Source organism: Erwinia papayae (assembly GCF_058241465.1).
In genome coordinates this window covers 1,696,318-1,719,663 of record NZ_JBZCHT010000013.1, presented here as the reverse complement: position 1 = coordinate 1,719,663, position 23,346 = coordinate 1,696,318, and the positions used below count along the sequence as shown (strand labels likewise).

At 47.8% G+C, this 23,346-nt stretch carries 22 protein-coding genes and 1 pseudogene; 8 read left to right on the top strand and 15 right to left on the bottom strand.

Annotated elements, in window-relative coordinates; genetic code table 11:
* The first annotated feature begins 19 nt into the window (after positions 1-19).
* Positions 20-814, top strand: a complete 795-nt coding sequence (locus AC3RPL_RS24120) for a hypothetical protein (protein WP_490741838.1) — start codon at positions 20-22, stop codon at positions 812-814.
* A gap of 154 nt (positions 815-968) precedes the next feature.
* Here the strand turns inward: AC3RPL_RS24120 and AC3RPL_RS24115 are convergent, their stop codons facing one another.
* On the bottom strand, positions 969-1,394 hold the full coding sequence (locus tag AC3RPL_RS24115; protein ID WP_490741837.1) for a cupin domain-containing protein: 426 nt from the start codon (positions 1,392-1,394) through the stop codon (positions 969-971).
* Between the two features lie 25 nt (positions 1,395-1,419).
* On the bottom strand, positions 1,420-2,607 hold the full coding sequence (locus tag AC3RPL_RS24110) for a cytochrome P450 (protein ID WP_490741836.1): 1,188 nt from the start codon (positions 2,605-2,607) through the stop codon (positions 1,420-1,422).
* Between the two features lie 477 nt (positions 2,608-3,084).
* Here AC3RPL_RS24110 and AC3RPL_RS24105 point away from each other — a divergent pair, with 477 nt between their 5' ends.
* The gene (locus AC3RPL_RS24105) at positions 3,085-3,264 is read left to right on the top strand and encodes a hypothetical protein (protein ID WP_490741835.1); all 180 of its coding nucleotides are present in this window, start codon (positions 3,085-3,087) and stop codon (positions 3,262-3,264) included.
* Between the two features lie 618 nt (positions 3,265-3,882).
* Positions 3,883-4,557 (top strand): hypothetical protein, encoded by a 675-nt coding sequence (locus tag AC3RPL_RS24100; RefSeq protein WP_490741834.1) that lies wholly within the window; start codon positions 3,883-3,885, stop codon positions 4,555-4,557.
* A 131-nt stretch (positions 4,558-4,688) separates the two neighbouring features.
* On the opposite strand, the gene AC3RPL_RS24095 is transcribed toward AC3RPL_RS24100, so the two are convergent.
* The gene (locus AC3RPL_RS24095) at positions 4,689-5,504 is read right to left on the bottom strand and encodes a DUF6694 family lipoprotein (protein WP_490741833.1); all 816 of its coding nucleotides are present in this window, start codon (positions 5,502-5,504) and stop codon (positions 4,689-4,691) included.
* A 272-nt stretch (positions 5,505-5,776) separates the two neighbouring features.
* Between AC3RPL_RS24095 and AC3RPL_RS24090 the strand changes: the two are divergent.
* Positions 5,777-6,042 (top strand): annotated as a pseudogene (locus AC3RPL_RS24090) (transposase); the annotation flags it as partial.
* Here AC3RPL_RS24090 and AC3RPL_RS24085 read toward each other — a convergent pair.
* On the bottom strand, positions 6,021-6,131 hold the full coding sequence (locus AC3RPL_RS24085) for a DUF4113 domain-containing protein (protein ID WP_490742128.1): 111 nt from the start codon (positions 6,129-6,131) through the stop codon (positions 6,021-6,023). The pseudogene AC3RPL_RS24090 and the gene AC3RPL_RS24085 overlap by 22 nt on opposite strands.
* Positions 6,132-6,291: 160 nt before the next feature.
* Complete coding sequence (locus AC3RPL_RS24080) at positions 6,292-7,554, bottom strand: hypothetical protein (RefSeq protein WP_490741832.1); 1,263 nt, start codon at positions 7,552-7,554, stop codon at positions 6,292-6,294.
* Positions 7,555-7,739: 185 nt separating this feature from the next.
* On the opposite strand from AC3RPL_RS24080, the gene AC3RPL_RS24075 reads away from it, so the two are divergent.
* The 4 genes from AC3RPL_RS24075 (at position 7,740) to gloA (ending at position 11,128) form a co-directional block, all read left to right on the top strand.
* Positions 7,740-7,928, top strand: a complete 189-nt coding sequence (locus AC3RPL_RS24075; protein WP_490741831.1) for a hypothetical protein — start codon at positions 7,740-7,742, stop codon at positions 7,926-7,928.
* Between the two features lie 180 nt (positions 7,929-8,108).
* Positions 8,109-9,749: a methyl-accepting chemotaxis protein gene (locus AC3RPL_RS24070; RefSeq protein WP_490741830.1), complete on the top strand. Its 1,641-nt coding sequence runs from the start codon at positions 8,109-8,111 to the stop codon at positions 9,747-9,749.
* A 672-nt stretch (positions 9,750-10,421) separates the two neighbouring features.
* A complete protein-coding gene (locus AC3RPL_RS24065; protein ID WP_490741829.1) occupies positions 10,422-10,748 on the top strand; it encodes a putative quinol monooxygenase in 327 nt (108 codons plus the stop codon).
* Entirely contained in the window at positions 10,745-11,128 is a 384-nt protein-coding gene (gene gloA / locus AC3RPL_RS24060) for a lactoylglutathione lyase (RefSeq protein ID WP_490741828.1), read from the top strand. The genes AC3RPL_RS24065 and gloA overlap by 4 nt, the downstream gene beginning before the upstream one ends.
* A 25-nt stretch (positions 11,129-11,153) precedes the next feature.
* On the opposite strand, the gene AC3RPL_RS24055 is transcribed toward gloA, so the two are convergent.
* The 10 genes from AC3RPL_RS24055 to AC3RPL_RS24010 form a co-directional block, all read right to left on the bottom strand.
* On the bottom strand, positions 11,154-12,017 hold the full coding sequence (locus AC3RPL_RS24055) for a LysR family transcriptional regulator (protein ID WP_490741827.1): 864 nt from the start codon (positions 12,015-12,017) through the stop codon (positions 11,154-11,156).
* Between the two features lie 348 nt (positions 12,018-12,365).
* Positions 12,366-12,815: an NUDIX hydrolase gene (locus AC3RPL_RS24050; RefSeq protein ID WP_490741826.1), complete on the bottom strand. Its 450-nt coding sequence runs from the start codon at positions 12,813-12,815 to the stop codon at positions 12,366-12,368.
* Positions 12,816-13,285: 470 nt separating this feature from the next.
* Positions 13,286-15,190, bottom strand: a complete 1,905-nt coding sequence (locus AC3RPL_RS24045; RefSeq protein ID WP_490742127.1) for a methyl-accepting chemotaxis protein — start codon at positions 15,188-15,190, stop codon at positions 13,286-13,288.
* A 495-nt stretch (positions 15,191-15,685) separates the two neighbouring features.
* Positions 15,686-16,477: an MBL fold metallo-hydrolase gene (locus tag AC3RPL_RS24040; RefSeq protein ID WP_490741825.1), complete on the bottom strand. Its 792-nt coding sequence runs from the start codon at positions 16,475-16,477 to the stop codon at positions 15,686-15,688.
* Positions 16,478-16,656: 179 nt separating this feature from the next.
* Positions 16,657-17,082, bottom strand: a complete 426-nt coding sequence (locus AC3RPL_RS24035) for a GFA family protein (RefSeq protein ID WP_490741824.1) — start codon at positions 17,080-17,082, stop codon at positions 16,657-16,659.
* 265 nt (positions 17,083-17,347) lie between these two features.
* Positions 17,348-18,373: a methionine synthase gene (locus AC3RPL_RS24030; RefSeq protein ID WP_490741823.1), complete on the bottom strand. Its 1,026-nt coding sequence runs from the start codon at positions 18,371-18,373 to the stop codon at positions 17,348-17,350.
* A gap of 26 nt (positions 18,374-18,399) precedes the next feature.
* Complete coding sequence (locus tag AC3RPL_RS24025) at positions 18,400-19,383, bottom strand: DUF1852 domain-containing protein (RefSeq protein ID WP_490741822.1); 984 nt, start codon at positions 19,381-19,383, stop codon at positions 18,400-18,402.
* A 396-nt stretch (positions 19,384-19,779) separates the two neighbouring features.
* Positions 19,780-20,949, bottom strand: a complete 1,170-nt coding sequence (locus AC3RPL_RS24020; RefSeq protein WP_490741821.1) for a Gfo/Idh/MocA family protein — start codon at positions 20,947-20,949, stop codon at positions 19,780-19,782.
* An 11-nt stretch (positions 20,950-20,960) separates the two neighbouring features.
* On the bottom strand, positions 20,961-21,884 hold the full coding sequence (locus tag AC3RPL_RS24015; protein WP_490741820.1) for a TIM barrel protein: 924 nt from the start codon (positions 21,882-21,884) through the stop codon (positions 20,961-20,963).
* The gene (locus tag AC3RPL_RS24010; RefSeq protein ID WP_490741819.1) at positions 21,881-23,335 is read right to left on the bottom strand and encodes a sugar porter family MFS transporter; all 1,455 of its coding nucleotides are present in this window, start codon (positions 23,333-23,335) and stop codon (positions 21,881-21,883) included. The genes AC3RPL_RS24015 and AC3RPL_RS24010 overlap by 4 nt, the downstream gene beginning before the upstream one ends.
* Between the last annotated feature and the right edge of the window lie 11 nt (positions 23,336-23,346).

Genomic DNA, 23,346 nt, shown 5'->3' with positions numbered 1-23,346 from the left:
TCACTAAAGGGAGTGTCAAATGAGTAGCATCAGTACAACGGGCATGGCTCAGAGTGATGTTTTTAGCAAGCCAGTCAATACCGCCACATCCCTCGTTCTCTCTGAAGAAAAAATCAGCCAGATCAAGGCGGGAGAAACACCAGCAATCCAACTGAGTCAGGAGGCAACAGAAAAAAGTCAGAAAGCGCTGTTGCAGTCGAGAAACAGCATCATCGCCCTGACAAAAAGCCAGACCAATGCCGTCACCAACGATGTCGACACCTTCTTCTCAGGGATGCTGACCCACTCAACAGCGTCGTCAGCCGATATGGGCGGGCTTATTTCTGAAGCGCTTCAGACACCAGGCGGTTCCGGCAACTCCACGACCAATTCAATGGATCTGTCGCTTACCCAGGCAAAGCTGAACTATCTGGTTGAGAAATTTGTTCCTGCTGACTATCAGGCTGCAACCCGATCTGAAATCAACAATTACGTCACCACCAAAGCGACCGCGCAGGATGAAATATTAAAAGATATGACCAGCAGATCGCTGGCCATCGCACAGCAGTATGGCGATCAGGATGGGGTGAAAAACTTCAGTCAACAGCTGGATTTACTCAGCTCAGGCCAGCAAGAAACTCAGACTGAACGCAGCGCTATGCTGTCACTGACCAACAGCACCTCCAACAGTTCATCATGGTTTTCAGGTTTGCATCAGATGGTAAATGCGAACGACGATGCAGATTTTTTTAAAAGCATCGAATCCTCCCATATTACTCAGCTCCAGCAGCAGTGGGAAAAATTTACCAGTATGGTGAACAGCTTTTCTTCATGACGGTTGAAAATGGCAGGCTTCCTGCGACCGGGTTAATGCTTTTCAGTGACGACATAACCCGGCAGCTGAAGCCTGAAGTGACCGTGCAATAATATTTCCAGCTTCGCCGTGCTGAAACCGCTGCTGCCCGAACGAGCGAAATCAGGCCTGTCGGTTAGTTAAGTGACTTTGCACTCAGCACATCCCGATCCAGATCGGGCAACATCACCACCCCTTCCGGGTCGCAGGCATCGGTTCTGGCAATCACCACCGTCGCGCTGGCGTCTGTGGCATTGTAAGGAAGATGAGGAAGGTCAGCAGGGATATATAAAAAACTGCCTTCCGGCACCTCCAGATCGTGTTCCAGCTGTTCACCAAAGCGCACGCCGGTGGTGCCGCTGATGGCATAGATGGCGGTTTCATGGTGTTCATGTTTATGCGCCTTGCCCTGTGAACGGGCGGGGATAGTGGCAAGTTGCATATGGATGCCGACGGCACCGGTCGTCTGGCGGGACACGCCCGGCTGATAAAACAGCGCCTGTGGCCCGACGGAACCCGGTTGCGGTGTGACAAGACGACATGCGGTTTTTGTTTCTGGCATGATCCTTCTCCTTTTTATCTGATGTTTACCAGCTGACCGGCAACGCGCTGACACCACGCAGGTTTGCCCGCTGGTTGCGGCAAATGCCCTTTTTTATCAGCCGCATTTCCGGCAGGCGGGTCAGCAACACCTCCAGCGCAACCTCCATCTCGGCCAGCGCCAGCCGGTATCCCATACAGTGATGAATACCGCCGCCAAAAGAGAGGCAGCGCCCTTCCCGACGGCGGATGTTCAGCCTGTCCGGCATCGGGAACACCTCCGAATCATGGTTGGCGGCTCCCAGGCTGAGAAAAAGGCTGGTTCCACGAGGTATCAGCTGGCCTGCCAGCTCAATATCCTCATGCGCCGAGCGATAGAGCATCTGCACGGAGCTGTCGTAGCGCAGGCATTCCGTAATGGCGGCCGGTATCAGTGTGTGGTCCTGCTTCAGCTGTTCCAGCTGCTCAGGGTTGTCGTGCAGGGCCATCACCGTGTTGCACAGCATGTTTGAGGTGGTTTCATGCCCGGCAATAAACAACAAAATAACGTTGGCAATAATTTCATCGTCATCCAGCCTGTCGCCGTCGTTTCCGCTGCGCAGGAAAAGCGATACCAGGTCACTGGCGGTGCTGCCACGCCGGGAAATAATCAGCGTGCTGAAATAGTCTTCCAGTGCGGTGAACGCATCTTCGGCCTTCAGCAGGTCTTGCTGAGTGATCTGCGGGTCGAAGAGTCTGACCAGCGCAGATGCCGCGCCACCCAGTCTGGCCGCATCTGACTCCGGCACGTCCAGCATCCGGCAGATAATGCGCACCGGAAGCGGGAATGCAAACTCCTGAGCGAGGTCGCAGCCGTGGCGATCAATGAAGGAATCGACCAGTTCATTTGCCACCGTCAGGGCCATCTCCCTTAGCGGCTGGATCTCTTTGGTGCTGAAGGACTTCATCACCAGTCCTCTCAGTCGGGTATGTTCCGGCGGGTTCAGAACAAGAAACATTTTGCTCATGCCGCGAAATACCGGACGTGCAGCCGCTTCTTCGCCAAAACGCAGCCGGACGCTGGCCATGTAGTTTTTACCTGCCCGCCGATCGTTCAGCAGAGCATCCACCACGGCGTGGCTGCCGCTGATGATGTTTTCTCCGCTGCGGATCAGCGGCCCCTGTTGATGGAGCTTGCTGTACAGCGGAAAAGGATTTTCACAATAATCCGGGTTCATCAGTTCACTCAGCTGCATACCTTATCTCCAGATAATGCGCGACCGCGGGATGGTTGCCATAAAGAAAGTACTTCGATCATTTTTAACAAAATTCGTTACCATTATGTTATTCCGTCACTGTGCCACTGTTGAATAAGCGGCGATCAGAAGCGAAACATCAGCCAGTCTCACTAATAAAGAATGGAATTAACTTACACAAAAAAAATCACACAATGTGATTATTTTGTTTTCAGAATGTAAATTTTGATGTCGTGAACCAGGTGGCAGATTAAGAGGGCGTCTGGCGAAAAACAGCTGTAAGACTCAACGTCGGCTATGACCATCAGGAATACCTTCCAGCCCTTTACGACAGGTGATACATCATTTTCTTTAAAGATTTCTCTTTTACAGCCGTTACTTATAGCTGCAAGTGATTTGCATGGAATGAATACGCTCATCAGTCATCAGTCTGAGGGCGGTAGCATGTTGCTGATTTGACTTTTTACGGAGGAATGTATGGCATTACATCATTATAAATCTAAAGCCGCCCACCTGGCGGTAATGGCAGAGCTGGCATGGCGTGAATACAATGTGGCTATGCCGGAAATTGATATTGGTGACGATATATTCGCAGTTAAAGATTCGTCCGGGAACATGTGGAGATTACAGGTAAAATACAGCCAGGCAAAAAACTAAAGAAAGGATACTCAGGAACCTTTGGCGTGAGGCATGACCAACTTGTAAAACCAACCTCTCCAGAACTTTACTATGTTTTTGTTATAAAAAAAGAGTGTGGAAACTGGTTTTATTTAATCCTTCCCAGATTAACATTAGAAACTCATTTCACAAGCAATGGATTCGGCCATAGCTTCTTAAATAAAATCCTTAATAAAACATTCATAAATTTTCATATATTTTTCAATGATAATGGAGAAGTTAGTTACAGTACGGGGTCTAAGAAGAAATTTTTAACCACTCATCTTAATAACTGGGCCCAAATACCAGTCATTTAATCTTCATAAAAAAGAATATAATCACCTGTCAACCGAAAAAAGGACGCTGGCAACAGCAATTTTTCTGATGGCAGAATTAAAAAAACCACAGGTGTAAACGCTGTATTTCATCTACTCACCTTATCTTTTCAGGTGAACAATAACTGGCAGATATACAACTAAAATTAACTGAGGATGTTTACAGAAAAACCTCAGATTACCTCTGGCATTTACGATATTTATCATCAATCAATCCATACTATAAGCAGTTGAATTAAATATATCCCTCATCACAATTCAGGCCAATGGAATAGCAATAAACATGAACAGATTAGTCATTACAGGTGTATTATCTTTAGCATTTTTGACCGGCTGCGCAGGGAAAAACAATGCACACAAAGTGCAGGCCGCCAGTGGCAGCACGCTGGACGTCTCCAGTACTTTTGTATCCACAGATATGAACAATAATCTTTACCCGGATATAAAACTTCGCGTGGTATCACCTGTCACCACCGGTGCTTTGGTGGGGCTGTCAGTAATGACAGCGGTTCTGGGCGGAGGGATCGGTAGTGCTACATTCGACAAGAACCAGTATAAGGGCACATCAGTAGACACGATGCCGGAGCCGACATCCGGCTATTTTTCACCGCGAGCGGAAGTAAAAATTAAACACTGGCTGGACAAAAATGGTAATGGATATGTCTGGACCCAGCCGCTGTATATTGCGGCCGCGCAATGGTCACTGATTTATACCGATATGTCGGCCAGTAACAGCAACTATGATTTAACCTGGCGGCTGGTATTTTATAAACGTCCGGAAGGCGGAAATATACTGAGTGCATATATAATATCAGAGTGTTCGCCGACCCACGTCACCGCGCCGTTAAATGACTGGAAGGCCAACAATTACGCCAGAGTGACGCTGGAAACGCAAAAGATGATGGACAGCTGCCTTCTTGAGCTGGAAAACCAGCTGCCACGATTGTTAAAAAAATAACGCCGATCGCTGCCTGCCCTGATGATATGGGCAGGCAGGATAGCGGCTGGTGCTACATCATGAGGCCCTGCTGCCACGGCTTAACAGCTGAAGGGCGTCTCACTCATTGACCTTCCGCTGGCTCCCTGGCATCAGGGGGTTGCACCGGGATACTGCCCTTTTAGTTCCGCAAGGCGACTGGCATCACGTTCAGTAAAGTCAGCATCGCCAAATATCTGGTTTCCCTGGGGATCATCTATACGGATAACTGTAACCGTAAAGACGGCATCTGCCGGTGCCTTAACATTGCCCCAGTCAGACAAGGGACTGGGCGCGAGACTCCAGTCAGCTTTCTCTCCCGGTTCCAGACCACCAAGAATTTGATAGCTAAAGGTGTCTGTGTACCATGGCACCTGACGACCCGGGCTGGAAATTACGCCACGGAAATCGGCGCGGGAAACGGATTCAGACGTGCCATTCTCTACGCTCAGCGCAATAACAGGCTGGATGTTGCCATATTTTTTTTTCTCAAAATAAAAACGCGAGCGTGTGACCGCGAAAGCCTCAAGCTGTTTCAGGTTTGCCTGTGCATTAGCCTGTTTTTGTTCAAGCTCTGCGATTTCCTGGAGGGCCTGTGCCTTTTCTTTTTCAGCCCGTTCCTTGCGGATCATCTCAGCGTAGTTGATGACTTCCTGGCCGGTTTTTCCTGACAGGTCGCTTTTCATTTGCGCTTCAACACCCGCAGTGTTGTTCGTCATCCCCGCCTGCACGAGGTCTTTAACGTTCAGGTGGCTGAAAGCTACCACCTTAAGTGCATCATCATAAGATGCGCGCTTGTCTTCAGGCAGTGATTCTCTGACCTTTTGAACAGAGGACTTCATGCTCTCATCACTGGACGTATCAATTTTTGGCTGGTCACAGCCACTGAGCACCAATGTCACTGCCAGCGCGACCCAAACTTTTCTCATAACCATCCTTTACTCGTAACACTGCGGCAGGACGAATCCTAAACGCCACCAGAAATATTTGGAAGTATTTTGCGATAAAAAGATAAGAGAAAGTTTCAAAAAATTAACGCAGCCCAATGACTCTGGCTTTGCTGGATGCGCCTGGCCGACTGCAAACAGCCAGCAATAACGACAGAGTAGTTAATCATTATGCTGAACCCGTGGTCTGCCTGCCATTGATTAGTACACCGTGGTATGAGTAATGTCTTCACAAACCACATGAGGACATCCCCATGAAGAAGCGGTTTCCGACGAACAGATCATCAGTATTCTCCACGAGGCCGAAGCCGGGCTTTCAGCCCGGGAACTCTGCCGCAAACATGCCATTTCAGACGTTACCTTCTATACCTGGCACAAGAGGCCTGGCGACATTGAAGTCCCCGAAGTGAAGCAGCTCCAGTCGCCTGAAGAGGATAACGCCCGCCTCAGGAAGCTATGCTGGATAAGGAGGCCGCTTCAGGTGGCAGCAGTCGTCGTCTACGCTGGCGAGAGCATTTTACGCCTTATGGTCCAGGCGTTATCTACTCCCTGGCCCGCAAGCCAGACTGAGCCTTTACATGATTTATTAATATTATTGATGGCCCCCATTAAAGTATCGAAGTCAGAGAGAGCGAGATGCTCGCTGAACATATCCAACAGCGTGATACCTGAGCTGTAAAAATCGCCCAGTATGATTCCCGCCCGGGCCTACTGGTAACCATCTTTCCAGATGTGGTCGAGTACCTTCCTTGCGAGCTGTAGAATGCTATTACTCATCATCACCAAATAAATCAAAATCATCCTCCTGAAGTTTATCATCCGTTTTTTTTGCTTCATCATAATTAGCAATTTTTTTGTTTAGCTCTACTATTGCTGAGGTTATCTTTTCCTCAAATTTTCCATTTTTATAATTATCGCACCATTTCTTAAGATCATCTAATAAAAATAAAGGACCAATATTTACTTTTTCTGTTAAATTTAAAAATAGATCACTTTCAGCTTTCATAGCATCAAAATATTTGTTTTTATCGTCTTTTCTTTTCCCCAGCTTTATTTCAATTGCTGTTTTTTCATTTTTTATCTTGTCAATTATTTCATTGCGAGAAGATGTAAAATTTTCCCATTTTTTTATGAGCTCTGGATTACCAAGGAATTCACCTAATTGATTCTCGGAATTAACAGGAAGGGTTTTTGCGTTTTTAACAAAACCATCGAAAGCTGCTCCACTTTGAATTCCACTGCCAATGTATTTTGTGTAATCGACTCCAACTGTTCGCAAGGCTTTTACGAAAGTCTCTAATTCTGGTTTTTCAAAAAAGTCATTTAAATTTTCAGGGGAAGCCCTGAGTGTAATTTCTTGCTCCTGGCCCGCCATTGTATCTGGTGCTGAAAATGCTATTTTTTTATTTTTAATATTCTGTACAGTGCTATGAGCAACGACTCCTTTATATCCTTCACTTTTTGCCTTTAATGCAAATAATACCGCAACCTCAGCGGAAGGTGTGGTCGGTGTGTTACGCGCACTACCATCACTCCCTTTGTAAAGACTACCATCTACTAATGAAGTACCACGATATAATCTCTTTTTTTCTAACTCTGCTGAATATGGATTTGGCGGTAGTTGTTTCTTTTTCAGGATTTGTTCATAAATAATCTTAAGTGCCTTAACCCATTGTTCTTTATCATCTCCTTCCAAAACATCTTTGGGTATACAATTGATATATTCATTAAACTTAGCCTCCGCTTCGAAAGTGCTCAATTCATGTTTGTCTTCTGTTTCTTCCTCTTCTGACTCGCTTAGATGACCCTCACCATGAGAAACAAGTTGAATCGGAGCAGTTAAATCAGAATGGTTATTGATGTTTGCAATATTATTATTTTGAACTATATCTTCTCTCCCTCCGTTGTTTCGTAAAACAGATTGATGCCTACTATCTTCAAGGTAAAATCCTTGCTGACCGCTGTTATTATTTTTAGCAATAGAATTAGCATCTGACGTACTTTTATTCTGTTTAACTCTGTATTTATACATAAGCGTATCCTCATGTTAGGTGTCAAATCATTGGAGATGAATAGATGAACTGCGGCAGATCCATCTGGAAGATGATATAAACAGCATAAAGTTAACCAACGCTTTTTACCACTGAGTATTCAGTACCACCGCCAAAACTCACCTTTCATTTTCTCCCAGAACAGAATTGTGGACCGGGGACCAGATTGAACAAAATTGACTGCCTGCTACGCATCACCAGTGAAGGTGTAAGCGTCATGCTGGGCGACAGTGAGGCGGCACAACGGCCCTCCTGGCTTTTTGGCGCTTCACTTCGGTGCCTGACCGACGTTATACGATCACGATGGACGGGTAAAAAAGCTTTTCGCTATGGTGCGTGCGTTGAACCGAAATAATGACATTCCCAGCTGTAGAAGCCCCCAAAAACGATTTGTGAACTTTTTATGACAGTTGCCGATAGTAATGATACCGCGACCAAACTGCGGCAGTTCTAATCAGCACTTCCTTTTTTACTCGGAAGCTTCTCTGCGTCAGCAATGCGTATCACTGCTGATGCCTCACAGGATGGGTTCACTATGGGCAATATCAGAATCGGAGTTAGGCTTGGTGCCGCCTTTGGCTTTATGGCGCTGTTAGTTATTTTTATGGTGTTGATTGGAATCGTTAAAGCCAACTCTCTCGGCAGTGCAACTAATGAAATATCCGGTGGCCTCTACAGTAAAGCTTCGGCATCTCAGGCGCTGCGTTATTACATTTCAGATATGAGTCGGCTTACCATAAGTGCAATCCTTCTCCAGGACAGATCACTGAAAGAAAAAGCCATTAGTGATTACCGTAGTGAAGAACAGGAAGTCAGAAATCTGATTGCCAGTCTGAAAAAGCAGGTCAACTCACCGACGGGTCTGGAAATATTTTCCCGTCTCCGGGAACGAGCCGATCTTTTTCTGCCTTTCATTGATGAAGTCGCGGTACTTGCACAGCAAGGGAAAAATGATGAAGCCGTACATTTACTTTTCGGTTCACGTCATCAGACACAGGTCGACTTTTTAGATTCGTTAAAGGCGCTTCAGGAGCATCAGGAGGCGCGCATGATCGGCGCAGCTGAAAAGGCGCGGGAAGACAATTCCGACACCCTGCTCATACTTACGATTGCCGGCGTTATTGCTGTAATGCTTGCTGTTATATCCGCAGTGATTATCACAAGAAGCATCACTCGTCCGCTTAAGGCAGCAGTTGAAGCGGCAGTACGTGTCTCCAGGGGTGACCTGAGTATTGCCGTTGCTACAAACCGCAAGGATGAAACAGGCATACTGCTGGCCGCTATCCGTGATATGCAGGACTCGCTGGTAAACACGGTCAGTCAGGTAAGAAGTAATGCGGAAAGCGTTGCTTCAGCCAGTACCCAGATTGCACAGGGAAATGTTGACCTTTCTCAGCGGACAGAAGAGCAGGCCAGTGCGCTTGAACAGACGGCCGCGACCATGACACAACTGGGCATGACCGTGAAAAATAATGCTGAAAATGCACGTCAGGCGGCGCATCTGGCGGTGAATGTGCGCGATGTTGCCAACAAAGGCAGCAGTGCCACTCATGACATAACCGGGACAATGAAATCCATCAGCGAAAGTTCCGCTCGTATCGCTGAAATTACCGCCGTTATAGACGGTATTGCTTTTCAGACCAACATTCTTGCGCTTAATGCCGCTGTTGAAGCGGCCAGGGCAGGCGAGCATGGTCGTGGTTTTGCCGTCGTGGCGAGTGAAGTCAGGTCACTGGCGCAACGCAGTGCAAGTGCTTCCGGCGAAATTCGACAGCTGATTGAGTCAAATGCGAAGAGTGTTGAACAGGGTAACGGACTGGTGGTGCATGCTTCGGAGACGATGGCAGGTATCTTGTCTGCGGTGAGCAAACTCACCGATACGGTTGAGGAAATTACGTCAGCCAGCGCAGAGCAGGCGCGTGGTATTGAGCAGGTCGGTATTGCCGTGACGCAAATGGACAGCACAACACAGCAAAATGCTTCTCTGGTCGAAGAATCAGTATCCGCAGCAGCGAGCCTTAAGGATCAGGCTGAACGACTTCTCCAGGTTGTCTCCGTGTTCAGACTGGACTCACATGCTGTCCCTGCAATGCCGGTTACGTCCCTTGCTCTGTCTCGTCCCCTGGATATGAAAATCAGTTCAGCCGCGGCAGATGGTGGCTGGACCAATTTTTGATCACTGCACCGCGCCACAGCCTGTGGCGCGGCCTGGAAGTAACTTACCCGCGCGGTTGACCGGCCTGTCCGCTTTTCGCTCACGGCAGACCTTTTCTGATGCAACAGTCCGCTTTGTGTCAGTAGCGGACGTTACTAACTTTAATTAACTTGTATCGAGTTTACTGACCCATCTCCTGATACATATATCTGGAATTTACAGTCAGCATCGCGATAGCTTATCCATTTTTCTGGGCAAAAAGCAGCAGGTTCTATTGTTCACTGGAATAATTTTAAAGTCTTTTGATAAGTATTGTTTATCATTTTTCTGATTTTTTGTCGCCCGAAACAGACCGGTTCATTTCAGTCTGAGTGGGCGTATCGCCACAGTCGACCGTAATTGCCTGTGAATATGGTAAAAAAGTAACCCAACGAATTTATTCTTAGAAAATTATTTGGGCTTCGCGCACTAAATCACTTCGTATTTTAAAATGTAAGTATTACTTTTACCAGGTAGAATGCTTGCCAGTCATATCATCTATTGCATTGAAGAGAATAGTTAATTTTCTCAAGCGAGAACCCACTAAATTAAAATGGAACTTTTTGTTAATGCTGGGCTAAATATTAGTTAGTTTACCTATGGGGAAGCATAAGTAGAATGCGCTAACAATTTCACTAAAGATGGAAATTTTATATGGCATACCATGTTCTGGTTAAGTTTACCGTCCCGCAGGAAAACCGAAATACTTTTATTCTTGCAGGGCAAATTGACGCCTGTGACTCGCTAAAAAATGAGCCAGGGACGTTACAGTTTGAAATATTAGAAGATGAAACTAATCGCTCTGTTATTTATTTCCACGAGGTTTATCAGAGCAAAAAAGACTTTGAAGTTCACTGTCGCGGGCAAGCTTTTAAGATTTTCTTCGATGCTATTTCTGAATACTGCCCAGCTCCAGAATTTCTGTGTAAGGGTGTTCGTTTGACATGGAGAAAACCACAAATTGAAGGTATTACTAAATGAGAATTTTACACACAATGCTAAGATGTACAAACATTCAGGCATCCCTCGATTTCTACTGTAACGTGCTAAAAATGAGAGAACTCAGACGTGAGGAATTTCCTGACGGAAAATTCTCCCTGGTATATCTTGGTTACGGTGATGAAGCCTCCGTTTCTGTGCTGGAACTAACATATAACTGGGATACCAGCAGTTATGAAAAAGGAGGCGGTTATGGGCATATGGCGATTGGCTCTCAGAACATCAAGGATATTTGCGTTGAAGCTTCACAGCTTGGTTACAAAGTTGTCAGGCCAGCGGGACCAATGAAACTGAACCCCTCTCTTATCATTGCTTTTATAGAAGATCCAGACGGTTATTTGGTTGAACTTATTCAAGAATAGCCCTATTACCTATAGTCAGGGCGCTTTAAAAGCGCACCTGACCCGAAACATTCTTCATGAAACTCATCGTCAATTTTGAAAGCGAACTCTTCCTCCAGATAAAATATAAATCGCTAGTCTCTTTTATCATATCTGTGTGAAAATTAAAGTCTTCAACATTTTTAATGTTATTTCTAAAGCTTTCCGGAATAAATGCACACCCAAGATCCCTTTTTATACAGCTTAGCATAACCGGGTATGATTCAAACTCCATCATTATTCTGGGCTTCATGCCGGTAGAACAGATCCAGTTATCCACCTGATTTCTGTAAAAACAGTTATCTCCAAAAACGTACAGTTCACGTTCACTTAAAGTATCCTGAGATATCGTAGATAATTTTGATGAAGTGACCAGCATAAGATTTTCTTTAAACGCTAACATACTTTCCATTAAAGGGTGCTGGACCGGGCCGTCAGAAATTATTATGTCCATAGAACCCTCTAATAATGCATTTTCTAAATCAAAAGATTGACCTGTTCTGACATTAAATGCTACACTTGGCATCATTTCGCGGCATGCAGCAATCAAGTCTGGAAGCTGGTTACTTAACGCAGCATCCAGAGCACCTATGTTCAGGGTGCCTTTCTCAGAGTCAGAGGAAAATATCGACACCGTATGATCATGCAGTTCTATAATTTTTTTAGATTTTTCATAAAGGAGCCGTCCTTCAGGAGTGACATAAATACGGTTCTTTTCTCTGTAAAACAGCTCCACGCCTAAAAACCTTTCTAACTCTTTAATTCTGATGGTTATATTTGCAGCAACGCAATGGCATCTTGCGGCGGCCATTGCAATTGATTTTTCCTCAACTACTGCGCAGAAATAGACTATCTGAGATATTTTTAGCATGCGTTATTACATCCAATAAAATCATAATGAATATTGTAGATTATGACTCAAATACTAATTTTCAATCTGTACTGAGAGTATGCCATATTAACCCTTTCGAAAGACCCGCAGTCGGCATGGATTCGCTCATTATTTAGCTGCGTGGCCTCTATAGTCGGCAGACTTTATCGTAAGGAACCTGGTTCACTGTTCGCTCAAGCGGGTCGTTCGCAGTCTTAAGTTCGGTTATCGCTCATAGCGAACCCTGCCCTAAGTGCATGTCCGCTTCGTGCCAGAAGTGTATGCTAATGAATTACCGGCTTTAACTGTCTGACATCAGGAATCTTATAATTTAATTTATTCAAAAGGTTAGACCAAATACCCGGAGAGTATATCGATGATTAAATCGTGGGGAAAGATAGTTTGGTTCGTATCTCTAAGCTCTTCTAATGTCCACCAGTTGTGATTTTGAATGACGCTCTTTTCATTATCACTCCATCCCGAGCAGTCGATATCTGTCTTTTCCGCATGGATTATAAAAAAACGTTCTTCAGCAAGAACTGTCTCCCCATCAGGCAGCTGCATGGGAAAGGTTCGGGATGCAGCCACCGCTCCAGCAGAATCTCTTTTTAACCCGGTTTCTTCCTGCAACTCCCGTAGTGCGGCCTGTTCAAAGGATTCGTTCAATTCAAGCCCACCGCCGGGAGTCGCCCAGTATGACATGCCGCTTAAGGCGTCATTTTTATGAGAAAAATTAAACAGCAAAACATCGTTTTCAGGCGAAAGGATGATTAACCGGGATGATGGGCGAGTACGCATAAAGTTTCCTTCTGTACAGCATAAAGCTGATTTCCGTCTCACTAATTAAACATAAATAGCCGCCTGAATCGTTCAGTCCGATCTCTCACGTTTAGTTTGTTGAGCATTCGCTCTGATATGACAGCGTCTGCTATTCGCTCATAGCGGACTTTGCCTGATAAACATGTCCGCTATTTGCCCTTAAGCAGACGTTGCCAGGCTTACTGCGCGTTGATCACAGGAGGCGGGTCATTTTGAGGTAAATGGCCAGGTCAGAGTTTCTTAACTTCAGGATGGCGGTTGTAAGAAGTGCTCTCGTGCTCATGGATTAACCAGTCAACTGCTATTCCCGTTACTGTCAACGTTGGCAATTAAGCAGAAGCCTGACTTTTCAGCAAATAAATCACTCTTACACTGCATTTACCGGTAAGTGAGGCCGCTGGCGCGGCCTGTGATAATATCATCCGGAGCATATTTCAGCTCCTGTCACCTCAGAATGACTGCCAGTTTTCCGTTGAAGAGTGCGAGAGAGCCGCAACCGGTTTTTGCAGTTTTTTGATGGCAGCCGGTGGCACAGATGACACCAGAACAGATTTCGTTTTGAAGAACGCCACCGCCTGCTCCAGACGTCCGGCTTCTTCCTGAAGAGATCCTGCCGCTGCGGCTGACTGCTCAACCAGTGCGGCATTTTGCTGCGTGGTGGTATCCATTTCAGTCATCGCCTGACTGACCTGACCGATCCCCCGGTTTTGCTCATCGGAAGCGGTGGCGATTTCTTTCATCACCTCATTAACCTGAGCCACCGCATTAATGATGGATTGCATGGTTTTACCCGCATTTTCAACCTGTGCAGCGCCGGTATTGACCTGTCCGACAGACTCCTGAATAAGCCCTTCTATTTCCTTTGCAGCCGTTGCACTCCGCTGTGCCAGATTTCTGACTTCACCTGCGACGACGGCAAAACCTCTTCCATCTTCGCCCGCTCTGGCTGCTTCAACGGCGGCATTCAGCGCCAGAATATTGGTCTGAAAAGCGATGCCATTAATTACCTGGGTTATTTCAGAAATGCGTGAGGAGCTTTTCCTGATTTCTTCCATCGTATTAACCACCCCGCTGACAACCTGACCGCCTTGGGTGGCCTGCGATGATGCTTCTCCGGCCAGCTTGCTGGCACAAATCGCATTCTCGCTGTTAAGTTTTACCGTTGAGGTCAGTTGCTCAATACTGGCCGCTGTCTGCACAACCGCAGCAGCCTGCTGTTCTGTACGCGATGATAAATCTTCATTTCCCATCGCGATTTCTGAGGCGGCGCTGTTGACGTTCGACACGCCGTTGCGGACGTTACTGATTATTTCTTCAAGCTTAATCCTCATATCATCAAAAGCCTGCATCAACAACCCCAGCTCATCTTTGCGATCGCTTACCGTGGTCGGCGTCAGGTCGCCCTCAGAGATCCTGCGTGCCATGCTGAGCGTTTGCGACAACGGCCGCTTGATACTCAGGGTTATGCGCCAGGCAAATAAAACGCTGATGATGACGGCCAGTAACGACAGAGAGCCAATTTTAATCTGCGCCATTTTGATAAAATCAGAAGATATTTTCTTTTGATAATCAAACATTTTTGCCAGAGAGGCGTCAAAATCCTCACCCCGGCCTACCAGCGTTTTTGCCGCCGTATGATGCGCAGACCAGAGCGTTTCAAAGGGAGAAACTGAAGACAAAACCTTATCAATAATGTTAAGGGCCGATGAGGTGATTTCGGATAACGCCGGGTTTTTAGCCTCTTCAAGCATCACCGCCGTTTTTCTGGCATCGCCAAGGGCGGTGTTCAGCGCGGCTCTGCTGTTATCTTCCGGGACTTTGGTAAAAGCCAGGAGCAGTAGATTGACTTCTTTAAGCTGTGACGACAAACGCTCCAGTAAAGAGGAGGTATCAGCCGCCAGCGTTCCGCCTTCAACAACCGAATCCATGCTTTTTGCAAGACTGAGATACGGCAGTTGCTGCAAAGAGGCGGCCATTGCCATCATGCGCTGCATATAATCAACCAAGATGTTTCTTTGCGTTCCATAGCTGTTCATCGCTTCTTCAATGCCTTTAAGAAACGTATTTCCCTCTGAATCCCATTTAAACTGCGCCAGCTTATCGTACTGACTTCTCAGCTGTTTTAGCGCCTCGGCATTTTTATCAGCATACTGCTGCTCATTGGTGTACTGATACAGGGTGCGATTAAGGCGGGCCGTGCCAAATGTGCTGTTCATCTCGATGGTAAGACTTCGTCTTGCCGAGTTATCCTGAATGGTGTCAAGACAACCTGATGCAACCAGCGCCGTAATGATAAGGGCACCAATTACCACGAAAAAACCCACACCGAGTTTGGAGCCCACCTTAAAATTCATGAAATAACTGTTAAGTTTCAGATGATTCATTTTCATAACCCTATAATTTTAAATCATTTAAATTCTCTGCTTAAGATTTATCGATCCCGCTCATCATAGTTATCGGCATTAACTGGAAATCATTAAAATAATTTACAAATAACGGGCGTTTTAATTCAGAGGGTTTCTAACCTCTTCAAATGCCTGAGATCAGACCAGATGGATTTTAAAAATGCAGGTGATGTGGTTGCTAAAGGCTTCATACCCCAACACATCACTGCTTATTTGATGCTGACAACGTTCTGAGGAAGGTGCATGTTTTTTTATCAGAGAACACCCGCAGCAGCCGCTGCCACGATGTCATGTTGCGCACTAGGAATATCAGTGGGGGTGACCAGAACCTCAGCTTCACGCTCAGGGTCGTATCGGATAGCAGGTACGGGGCCCAGCAGCCACACGCCGGAAGCGGAGATTAACCTGCTACATTACCGGTAGCAGGTCATAGATATTCAGCGTTTATCTGAGACAGGAAATGTACTTTTCGCCTGAACGACGCACAATATCATCAGCATTTTCAGTGACATCATCGCCTTCAAACGCACCGTAGAGTTTCTTAAATTTCACCGAACTCAGCCGCCGGGTAATCTCGCTGACGGTTGTCGCTGGTAACGGCAGTAAATTGGGGTAGCTCCACATAAAAGAGACACCACGGGCGCCAGGGGTGACCTGGATGATATCGCCGGAAAGCACCTCGCCATCATCTCGCGCCCAGTGCAGTACACAACCACCGTCAAAGTGTCCACCAACTCGTATCACCCGCACGTCACGAGTCAGCTGGAGGGTGTCACCCTGCCAGAACGTTATCCAGCGGCTGTCGCGCATTACCCACTGGCTGTCACTGGCATGAAGATAAATCGGGGCGTTAAATTCTTCAGCCCAGTCCTGCATGGTGGTGTAGTAGTGAGGATGCGATATGGCGATAGCCTTCAGCCCGCCCAGGGACGTTATCAGCATTTTCGTGGCGTCGTCGAGCGTGGCAATGCAGTCCCACAGTATGTTGCCCTGCGGGGTGCGCAGGATAAAAGCGCGCTGACCAATTGCAAAATCAGGCACGGTACTGATGCTGAAGAGTGAGTCGTTATGCTGCTTCCACTTATTGGTGTGCGTAGCACACAGGGCGTCATAAGTGACCCATTCCTGCCCGGTCGCGGGAACATACTGCCGTTCGTCTTCACAGATGTTGCAGTGCTCTGGAGGGGTATCGGTTGTTTCAAAGGATGTGCCGCAGGTTTTGCATAAAGTGATCATTACGTCCTCTTCATTCTTACGCTTAAGCCAGCCGCGCGGGAATGCTGCGCGCCGTCAGGGCTGCGTATTTGATAATAAACACAGTCAGCCTGGCACACCGATACGTAAGGATGTGCACGTGAGTGCTACGACTACTTATCCCTCGTGGTGATTGTCAGCATCCACCACCGCAGCATGGTTTAAGATATACCCAGCTGCTTTAACAGCGATGCCAGCGAGGCTACCGGACCGCCATGATCCTCAGCCGAACGCGTTTTATCCCAGGGCATCGCATCGTCCGTGCAAAAATCGCCGACACACTCCATCTCAACAGCGTCATTCAGCAGGCCAACCGGCAGCCATAGATAAGGCAGGTTACGTAAGCTGTTTGGCACGGTCGAGCCGCACAATGAGCAGAAATCAGTGCGATAACCCGATGGTCGGCTCCATGAGGTGATGTTGCCCTCTCCTTTCATCCAGCAAAAATCATCACGCTTTACCAGCGTAGCCAGGTTATACCCCACGCCACTCTGCTTCCTGCACAGCGAACAGTGACAGCGGTAAAACTTCTGCGGTTTAACGTACAGGTCAAACTCCACCGCGCCACACAAACACGAGCCTTTCATTTGCATTACTCCGGGAACAGTTCAGACGCCCTCGCCGACCATAGCATTTGTTTGCGCGGTTAACAGCGGCATTCAATCGGGAAAGTTATTTGCATGAACATCGCAGAACAGAATAACGAGGTGGGGTGTGCGGTGAAAGTGTAGGTGGTGATTAATCAATGATTACTGCCGTATCGCCGGTCACTCAGTACACCAGGAAATGAAAAGGGTTGGTGATTAACCTTATCGCCAACCCGGACTACGTTGTTAAATCTGAGGGAATGACTCAGCCAAGCTCTTTTCGCACGATTTCGGCACCGCCACTTAATGCCTTCAGTTTGCCCATAGCGACATGACGCGGCAGCGGGATCATGCCGCAGTTAGTGCAGGGATAAAGCTTGTCGGCGTCAACAAACTGAAGCGCTTTACGAAGTGTGTTGGCGACCTCTTCCGGCGTCTCGATGGTATTGGTTGCCACATCAATCGCGCCAACCATCACTTTTTTCCCGCGAATCAGTTCAATCAGATCCATCGGAACATGCGAGTTCTGACATTCCAGTGAGACAATATCGATATTGGATTTTTGCAGTTTAGGAAAAATCTCTTCATATTGCCGCCACTCGGTGCCGAGCGTTTTTTTCCAGTCGGTATTGGCTTTAATGCCATAACCGTAGCAAATATGCACCGCCGTTTCGCACTTCAGCCCTTCAATGGCTCTTTCCAGCGTGGCGATGCCCCAGTCATTCACTTCATCAAAGAAAACGTTAAATGCCGGCTCATCAAACTGGATAATATCCACACCGGCAGCTTCCAATTCTTTGGCTTCCTGATTAAGGATCTTTGCGAATTCCCAGGCCAGTTTTTCACGGCTTTTATAGTGGCCGTCATACAGAGTATCGATCATCGTCATAGGCCCCGGCAGCGCCCATTTAATCGGCTGGCTGGTCTGTTGACGTAAAAAGCGGGCATCGTCGACAAACACCGGTTTCTGGCGAGCCACCTCGGCAAATACAGTAGGCACGCTGGCCTCATAGCGATCGCGAATTTTAACAATTTCACGTTTTTCAAAATCGACGCCGCTCAGGTGCTCAATAAAGGTGGTGACAAAATGCTGGCGTGTCTGCTCACCGTCACTAACGATATCAATCCCCGCCCGCAGCTGATCGTCCAGGCACAGACGCAGCGCATCCAGCTTGCCGTCGGTTAATTCTCTGTCCTGCAATTTCCAGGGTGACCAGAGTGTTTCAGGTTGTGCAAGCCACGAGGGTTTAGGTAAGCTGCCGGCAGTTGATGTGGGTAATAACTTCTTCATAACGAATAACCTTGTATTTTGTTTAATCAAAGAACGGCATTAGCAGACCATTGCTCAAGAACAGTTTGGTAAGGTTTAATAAAGTGCTCTTCAGTAAACTTCCCCTGCTCGACGGCTAAGCGACTACGCTCTTCGCGATCATAGACAATCTGAGTTAAAGAATAATCCTGGTAATTCAGGCTGGGCTGATAGCATTTTCCTGCGGCAGAATTGGCATTATAAATTTCAGGACGATAGATCTTCTGAAATGTCTCCATCGTGCTGATCGTAGCGATAAGTTCAAGGTTGGTGTAATCGTTAAGCAGATCGCCAACAAAATAAAATGCCAGAGGCGCAACGCTACCCTGCGGCATAAAATATCGAGCCTGAAGACCCATTTTATTAAAGTAGTGATCGGTCAGCGAAGACTCATCCTGTTGATATTCAACGCCCAGTACAGGATGTTCGTTACCGGTCCGGCGATAGGTATTTTTACTTGAAACGCTCAGACAGATAACCGGTGATTTTTTAAAGTTGTCCTGATAGGCATCTGACGTGATAAAGCGCTTAAATATATTGCCATGCAAATCGCCAAAATCATCTGGCGTACTGAAACCGGATTTATTTTTATTATGCTCAGACAACAACACGCTGAAATCATAATCGCGAACGTATGAAGAGAAGTTATTCCCCACGATACCTTCAATCTGTTGACTGGTTTTATGATCAACAATATTGGTTTTTAAGATCTCAATGACCGGAAAGCTGTCACTTTTGCCGTCACCTGCAATATTTAATTCAACCGAAATGATTTCCAGCCGGACAGAGTAACGATCCGCTTTGGGGTTATCCCAGTTTGCTAAGGCGTTGAAACGATTATCAATCATCGTCAGCGCATTGCGCAGGTTTTCCTGACGTTTTTCACCGCGGGCCAGATTAGCAAAGTTGGTAGTGATGCGCGTATTTTTGGACGGATTATAGTTTTCGTCGAAACACAGGCTCTTAACAGTAAAAGTAAACGCTTTAGTCATTGTAATCCGGCACCCTAATTTTTGATGTAAATCCTGAATCTGCTGACTGGCTGACAGAAGTTTCAAGGTTTAATTTCTCAGCTCATCTTTAACAATTCTTCATGTTATCTATAGTTGGTAACATTGAACGCCAGTCAGTAACATTGCACATGTTATGCCTGAGTCATCGCCTGAAAAAAAGTGATTTAATTTCACTGAACATGAAAAAAATTCATGTTCAGTGGGAGAGATGGATGCAGAACTGTGACAGAGATCCCGATGTGTGAGGCCTGATGCCGGTATAGCCTTGCTTTATGACACGAGGCACCCACGGGAGAGCGATTCGTTGTTGTTAAAGATGCTGCCACAGCTGCAGTGGCTTTACCAAATAAAATGGCGCCAAAAACCGCCAACGGTTCAGCAATCAACCCATACTGCCCCACCGTCGGCAGAACGCACGCAATTTTCCACCCAGCGAACCCCGGCCAGACCTGACTGTGCGTCCGGATACCAGAAATCAGCCAGGAAGTCCGTATCCCCCCGGTCTGTCGCAGCCATAGCCAGCGCAAAACGGCGATAAAGATTTGACCAGGCTTCGAACAACCCTTCCGCATGTCCCCCGCCAATACGGTCATCGGCAAGTGCCTGAGCACTGAGGTAACTCATACCACGCTCAAGAATACGCACCGGCTCACCCTGAACTTCATAACGCAACTGGTTTGGCTGCTCATCCCACCACTCAATACTGGCTTTCGAACCGACAATACGTACTTTCTGACCATGCATCGAAGCGCAGTTGACCGCCGACACCCACATGCTACCTACCGCACCGTTGTCATACTCCATCAGCACATAGGCATTATCCTCCAGCGGAGCACGACTTTTTACAAAACTCTGCCGTGAGCACAACAGGCGTTTCAGGCGGAGCTGCGGGGCCATGGTTTCAGCAATAAACAGAGGATGGGTAGCCAGATCGCCCAAAACGTATCCCGGTCCCGCGAAAAGGGGATCCACCCGCCAGCGGGTACTGGAATTATTTTGTTCGACTGCCTGATGATGAAAGCCGTGTGAAAACTGCATATTGACAATACGTATCTCACCCAGCAAACCTTCAGCAATCATCTCCCTCGCCTGATGGATAAGCTGATGACCGGCATAGCCATAGGTCACACCGATGATTTTATTTTTCTCAGCGCTGAGGCGAAACAGCAACTCCGCTTCTTCCGTGGTGAAGCACAGTGGTTTTTCGCATATCACATGCAGACCGGCCTCCAGCGCCGCGCGACAAATAGCGAAGTGGGTACTATTGGGTGTGGCGATGGACACCGCCTGAATACCATCGTCTCGCAGGCTTTCCGCAGCAAACATACTCTGGTAATCGGCATAGCAGCGCCCGACGGGCAGGCCCAGCGCCGTACCAAATGCCTGACCACGCCCGGCATCAATATCAAAGGCACCGGCCACCAGGCTAAAAACGCTGTCGCGCAGCGCCGCCGAGCGATGAATATAACCAATCTGACTGGTGCCGCCGCCGCCGACCATGCCCCAGCGCAGTGAATGTTCAAGAGGTTTAATACCGTTAATCATCTTGTTCTCCCTTAAAAACCGACCGATTGCAGATAGTGAAGACTTGCCGTGACATCGCGCAGACTGGTGTCGGCATGACGCGGATCCCTTTCCTGTTCGATAGTGACCCATCCCTGATAATTACGTTGCTGAATAAAATCCCGGATTTTCGGGTAGTCAATTGCCCCGCAACCCAGCGGACACATCACGCCTCTGGCACAGGCAGAGAAAAAATCCACTTCGCCTTCAATCACTTCCCGCCAGACCGACGGATTGATGTCCTTGAAGTGCAGATAATCGATCCGCTCCCAGTACCTGTCGAAGGTGGTAATCGGGTCCATGCCAGAGTAATAAAGATGCCCGGTATCCAGGCAAAGACCGGCGACCGTATGCGGTATATCCGCCACCAGCTTTTCCAGCTCATCAGCAAACTCAATACAGCCTCCGGCGTGGGGATGAATAACCGGGCGAACACCGTACTCTTTCCAGGCTATTTCACTGAGAACCACAATATGCTCGATCATCGCCCGCCATTGTTCTGCCGGAAGACGGGGAGAACGTTGCGGCTGACCAGCAAGCGCAGCCCGTTGCGGGTTACCAAAATCAATTATCACCAGGTAGGGTGGCGGCTGATCACTACCATGAATTTTCTCCGCAGTCGGCACGGCGTTGAGATTGCGGCAAATACGGTGGGTCAACTCAACCATCGCCGGGAAATTCTCTTCGCTGACCAAATCATCAAAAATCGTCCCCGCCACCAGCGAAAGGTCATGCTGCCTTAACGCAGCGGTTAATTGATCCGCCTGCACCGGCAGGTATCCCCACGGACCCAGCTCAATACTTCGGTAGCCCGCCTGCGCCGCTTCCAGCAGCACCTTCTGCCACGGCGGGAGATAAGGATTGTTAACATCATCAACACCCCAGCTACAGGGCGCACTGGCAACAGATACAGTCATAGGGTTTTCTCTTCAGATTTAACGAGGGAAGACTTCTCTTTACGGCTGGTCAGTGCAAAACGTTCAGCCACCAGCTGTTCCATTTTTTCCAGCGAAACACCTTTTGTTTCTGGCACATACCGACGGACAAACCACCAGGAAATCAGCGAGCAGAATGCAAAAATCAGCAAAGGAAAACCGCCGCCAAAGTGCGCCATCAGCCAGGGATTCTCATTCATCATCGGAAAACTCTGGCTGACCAGAAAATTGGATATCCACATGGCGCTGATGGAAAGCCCCATGCCCACAGCCCGCAGACGATTAGGGAAAATTTCGCCGATAACGGTCCACACCACCTGCGCCCAGGTCGCCCCGAATATCAGCATGAAACCAAACAGCCCGACGACAGAAGCGACGCCCTTAATGCCGCAATAAAAAGAGATAAAAGTCATCACCAGACAGAGTGCGGCTCCCCACGAACCCACCGACAGCAGGATTTTACGGCCAACCCGGTCAATCAGCGCCATGCCCACCATCACGCCAATAAACTGCATTACCGCCAGCCAGATGGTCATAAACATCGCCTCCTGCATACTGCCGGTGACATTTCTCAGCAGGGAAGGTCCAAAATACTGGATGACATTAATGCCGGTCAGCTGGTTGAAAATGGCCAGGCCAATTCCGACTACCAGAAAAATCATATTACGTTTATTAAAACGAATTTTTTCAGTGGGTTGTGGGTTCGGCCGCTCAGAGGCGCATAAGGAATCTTTAATTTCCTTCAGCACATTTTTTGCGTGAGCCTGACTGGAAATTCGGGTCAGCGTTTTCAGGGCGAGGCCATCATTACCAGCCATCACGTTCCAGCGCGGAGACTCCGGAATAAAGCTGATAAAAATAAAGAAAAGAAAGCAAGGAACGAATGCGGAGCCCAGCATCCAGCGCCAGCCGGTATCATTCAGCCAGCTGGCAGCGGCGTCTCTGGCAATCAGATAATTGGTCAGCAGCACCAACACCTGACCACCCACGCAGCAAATCATATGCATGGTCATCGCCCTTCCCCGGTAATCTTTCGGGGCCACTTCGGCGATATAGACCGGTGAAACCACCGACGCCATCCCGATACCCACTCCGCCAATGATGCGAAACACCACGAACAGCTCAAAAGTCGGTGCGAGAGAGGTTCCGATTACCGAGACAAGGAAAAGCACGGCGGTGAGGAGAAGCGTTTTTTTACGTCCGTAGCGGTCTGCAATCTGGCCGGCAATCAGACATCCCAGAACGCATCCGATAATGACATTCGACACAGCCCATCCGGTCTGGGCTGCGGAGAGTTGATAATGGTGGCTTAGCGGTTCAATCGCACCGGAAATAACCGACGAGTCATAGCCGAGCAGCAGCCCACCCAGGGCAGCGACGCAGCAGATAAACATAACGTAAGCGATATTATGGCGTTGATGAGAAACTGGCATGACAGCCCCCT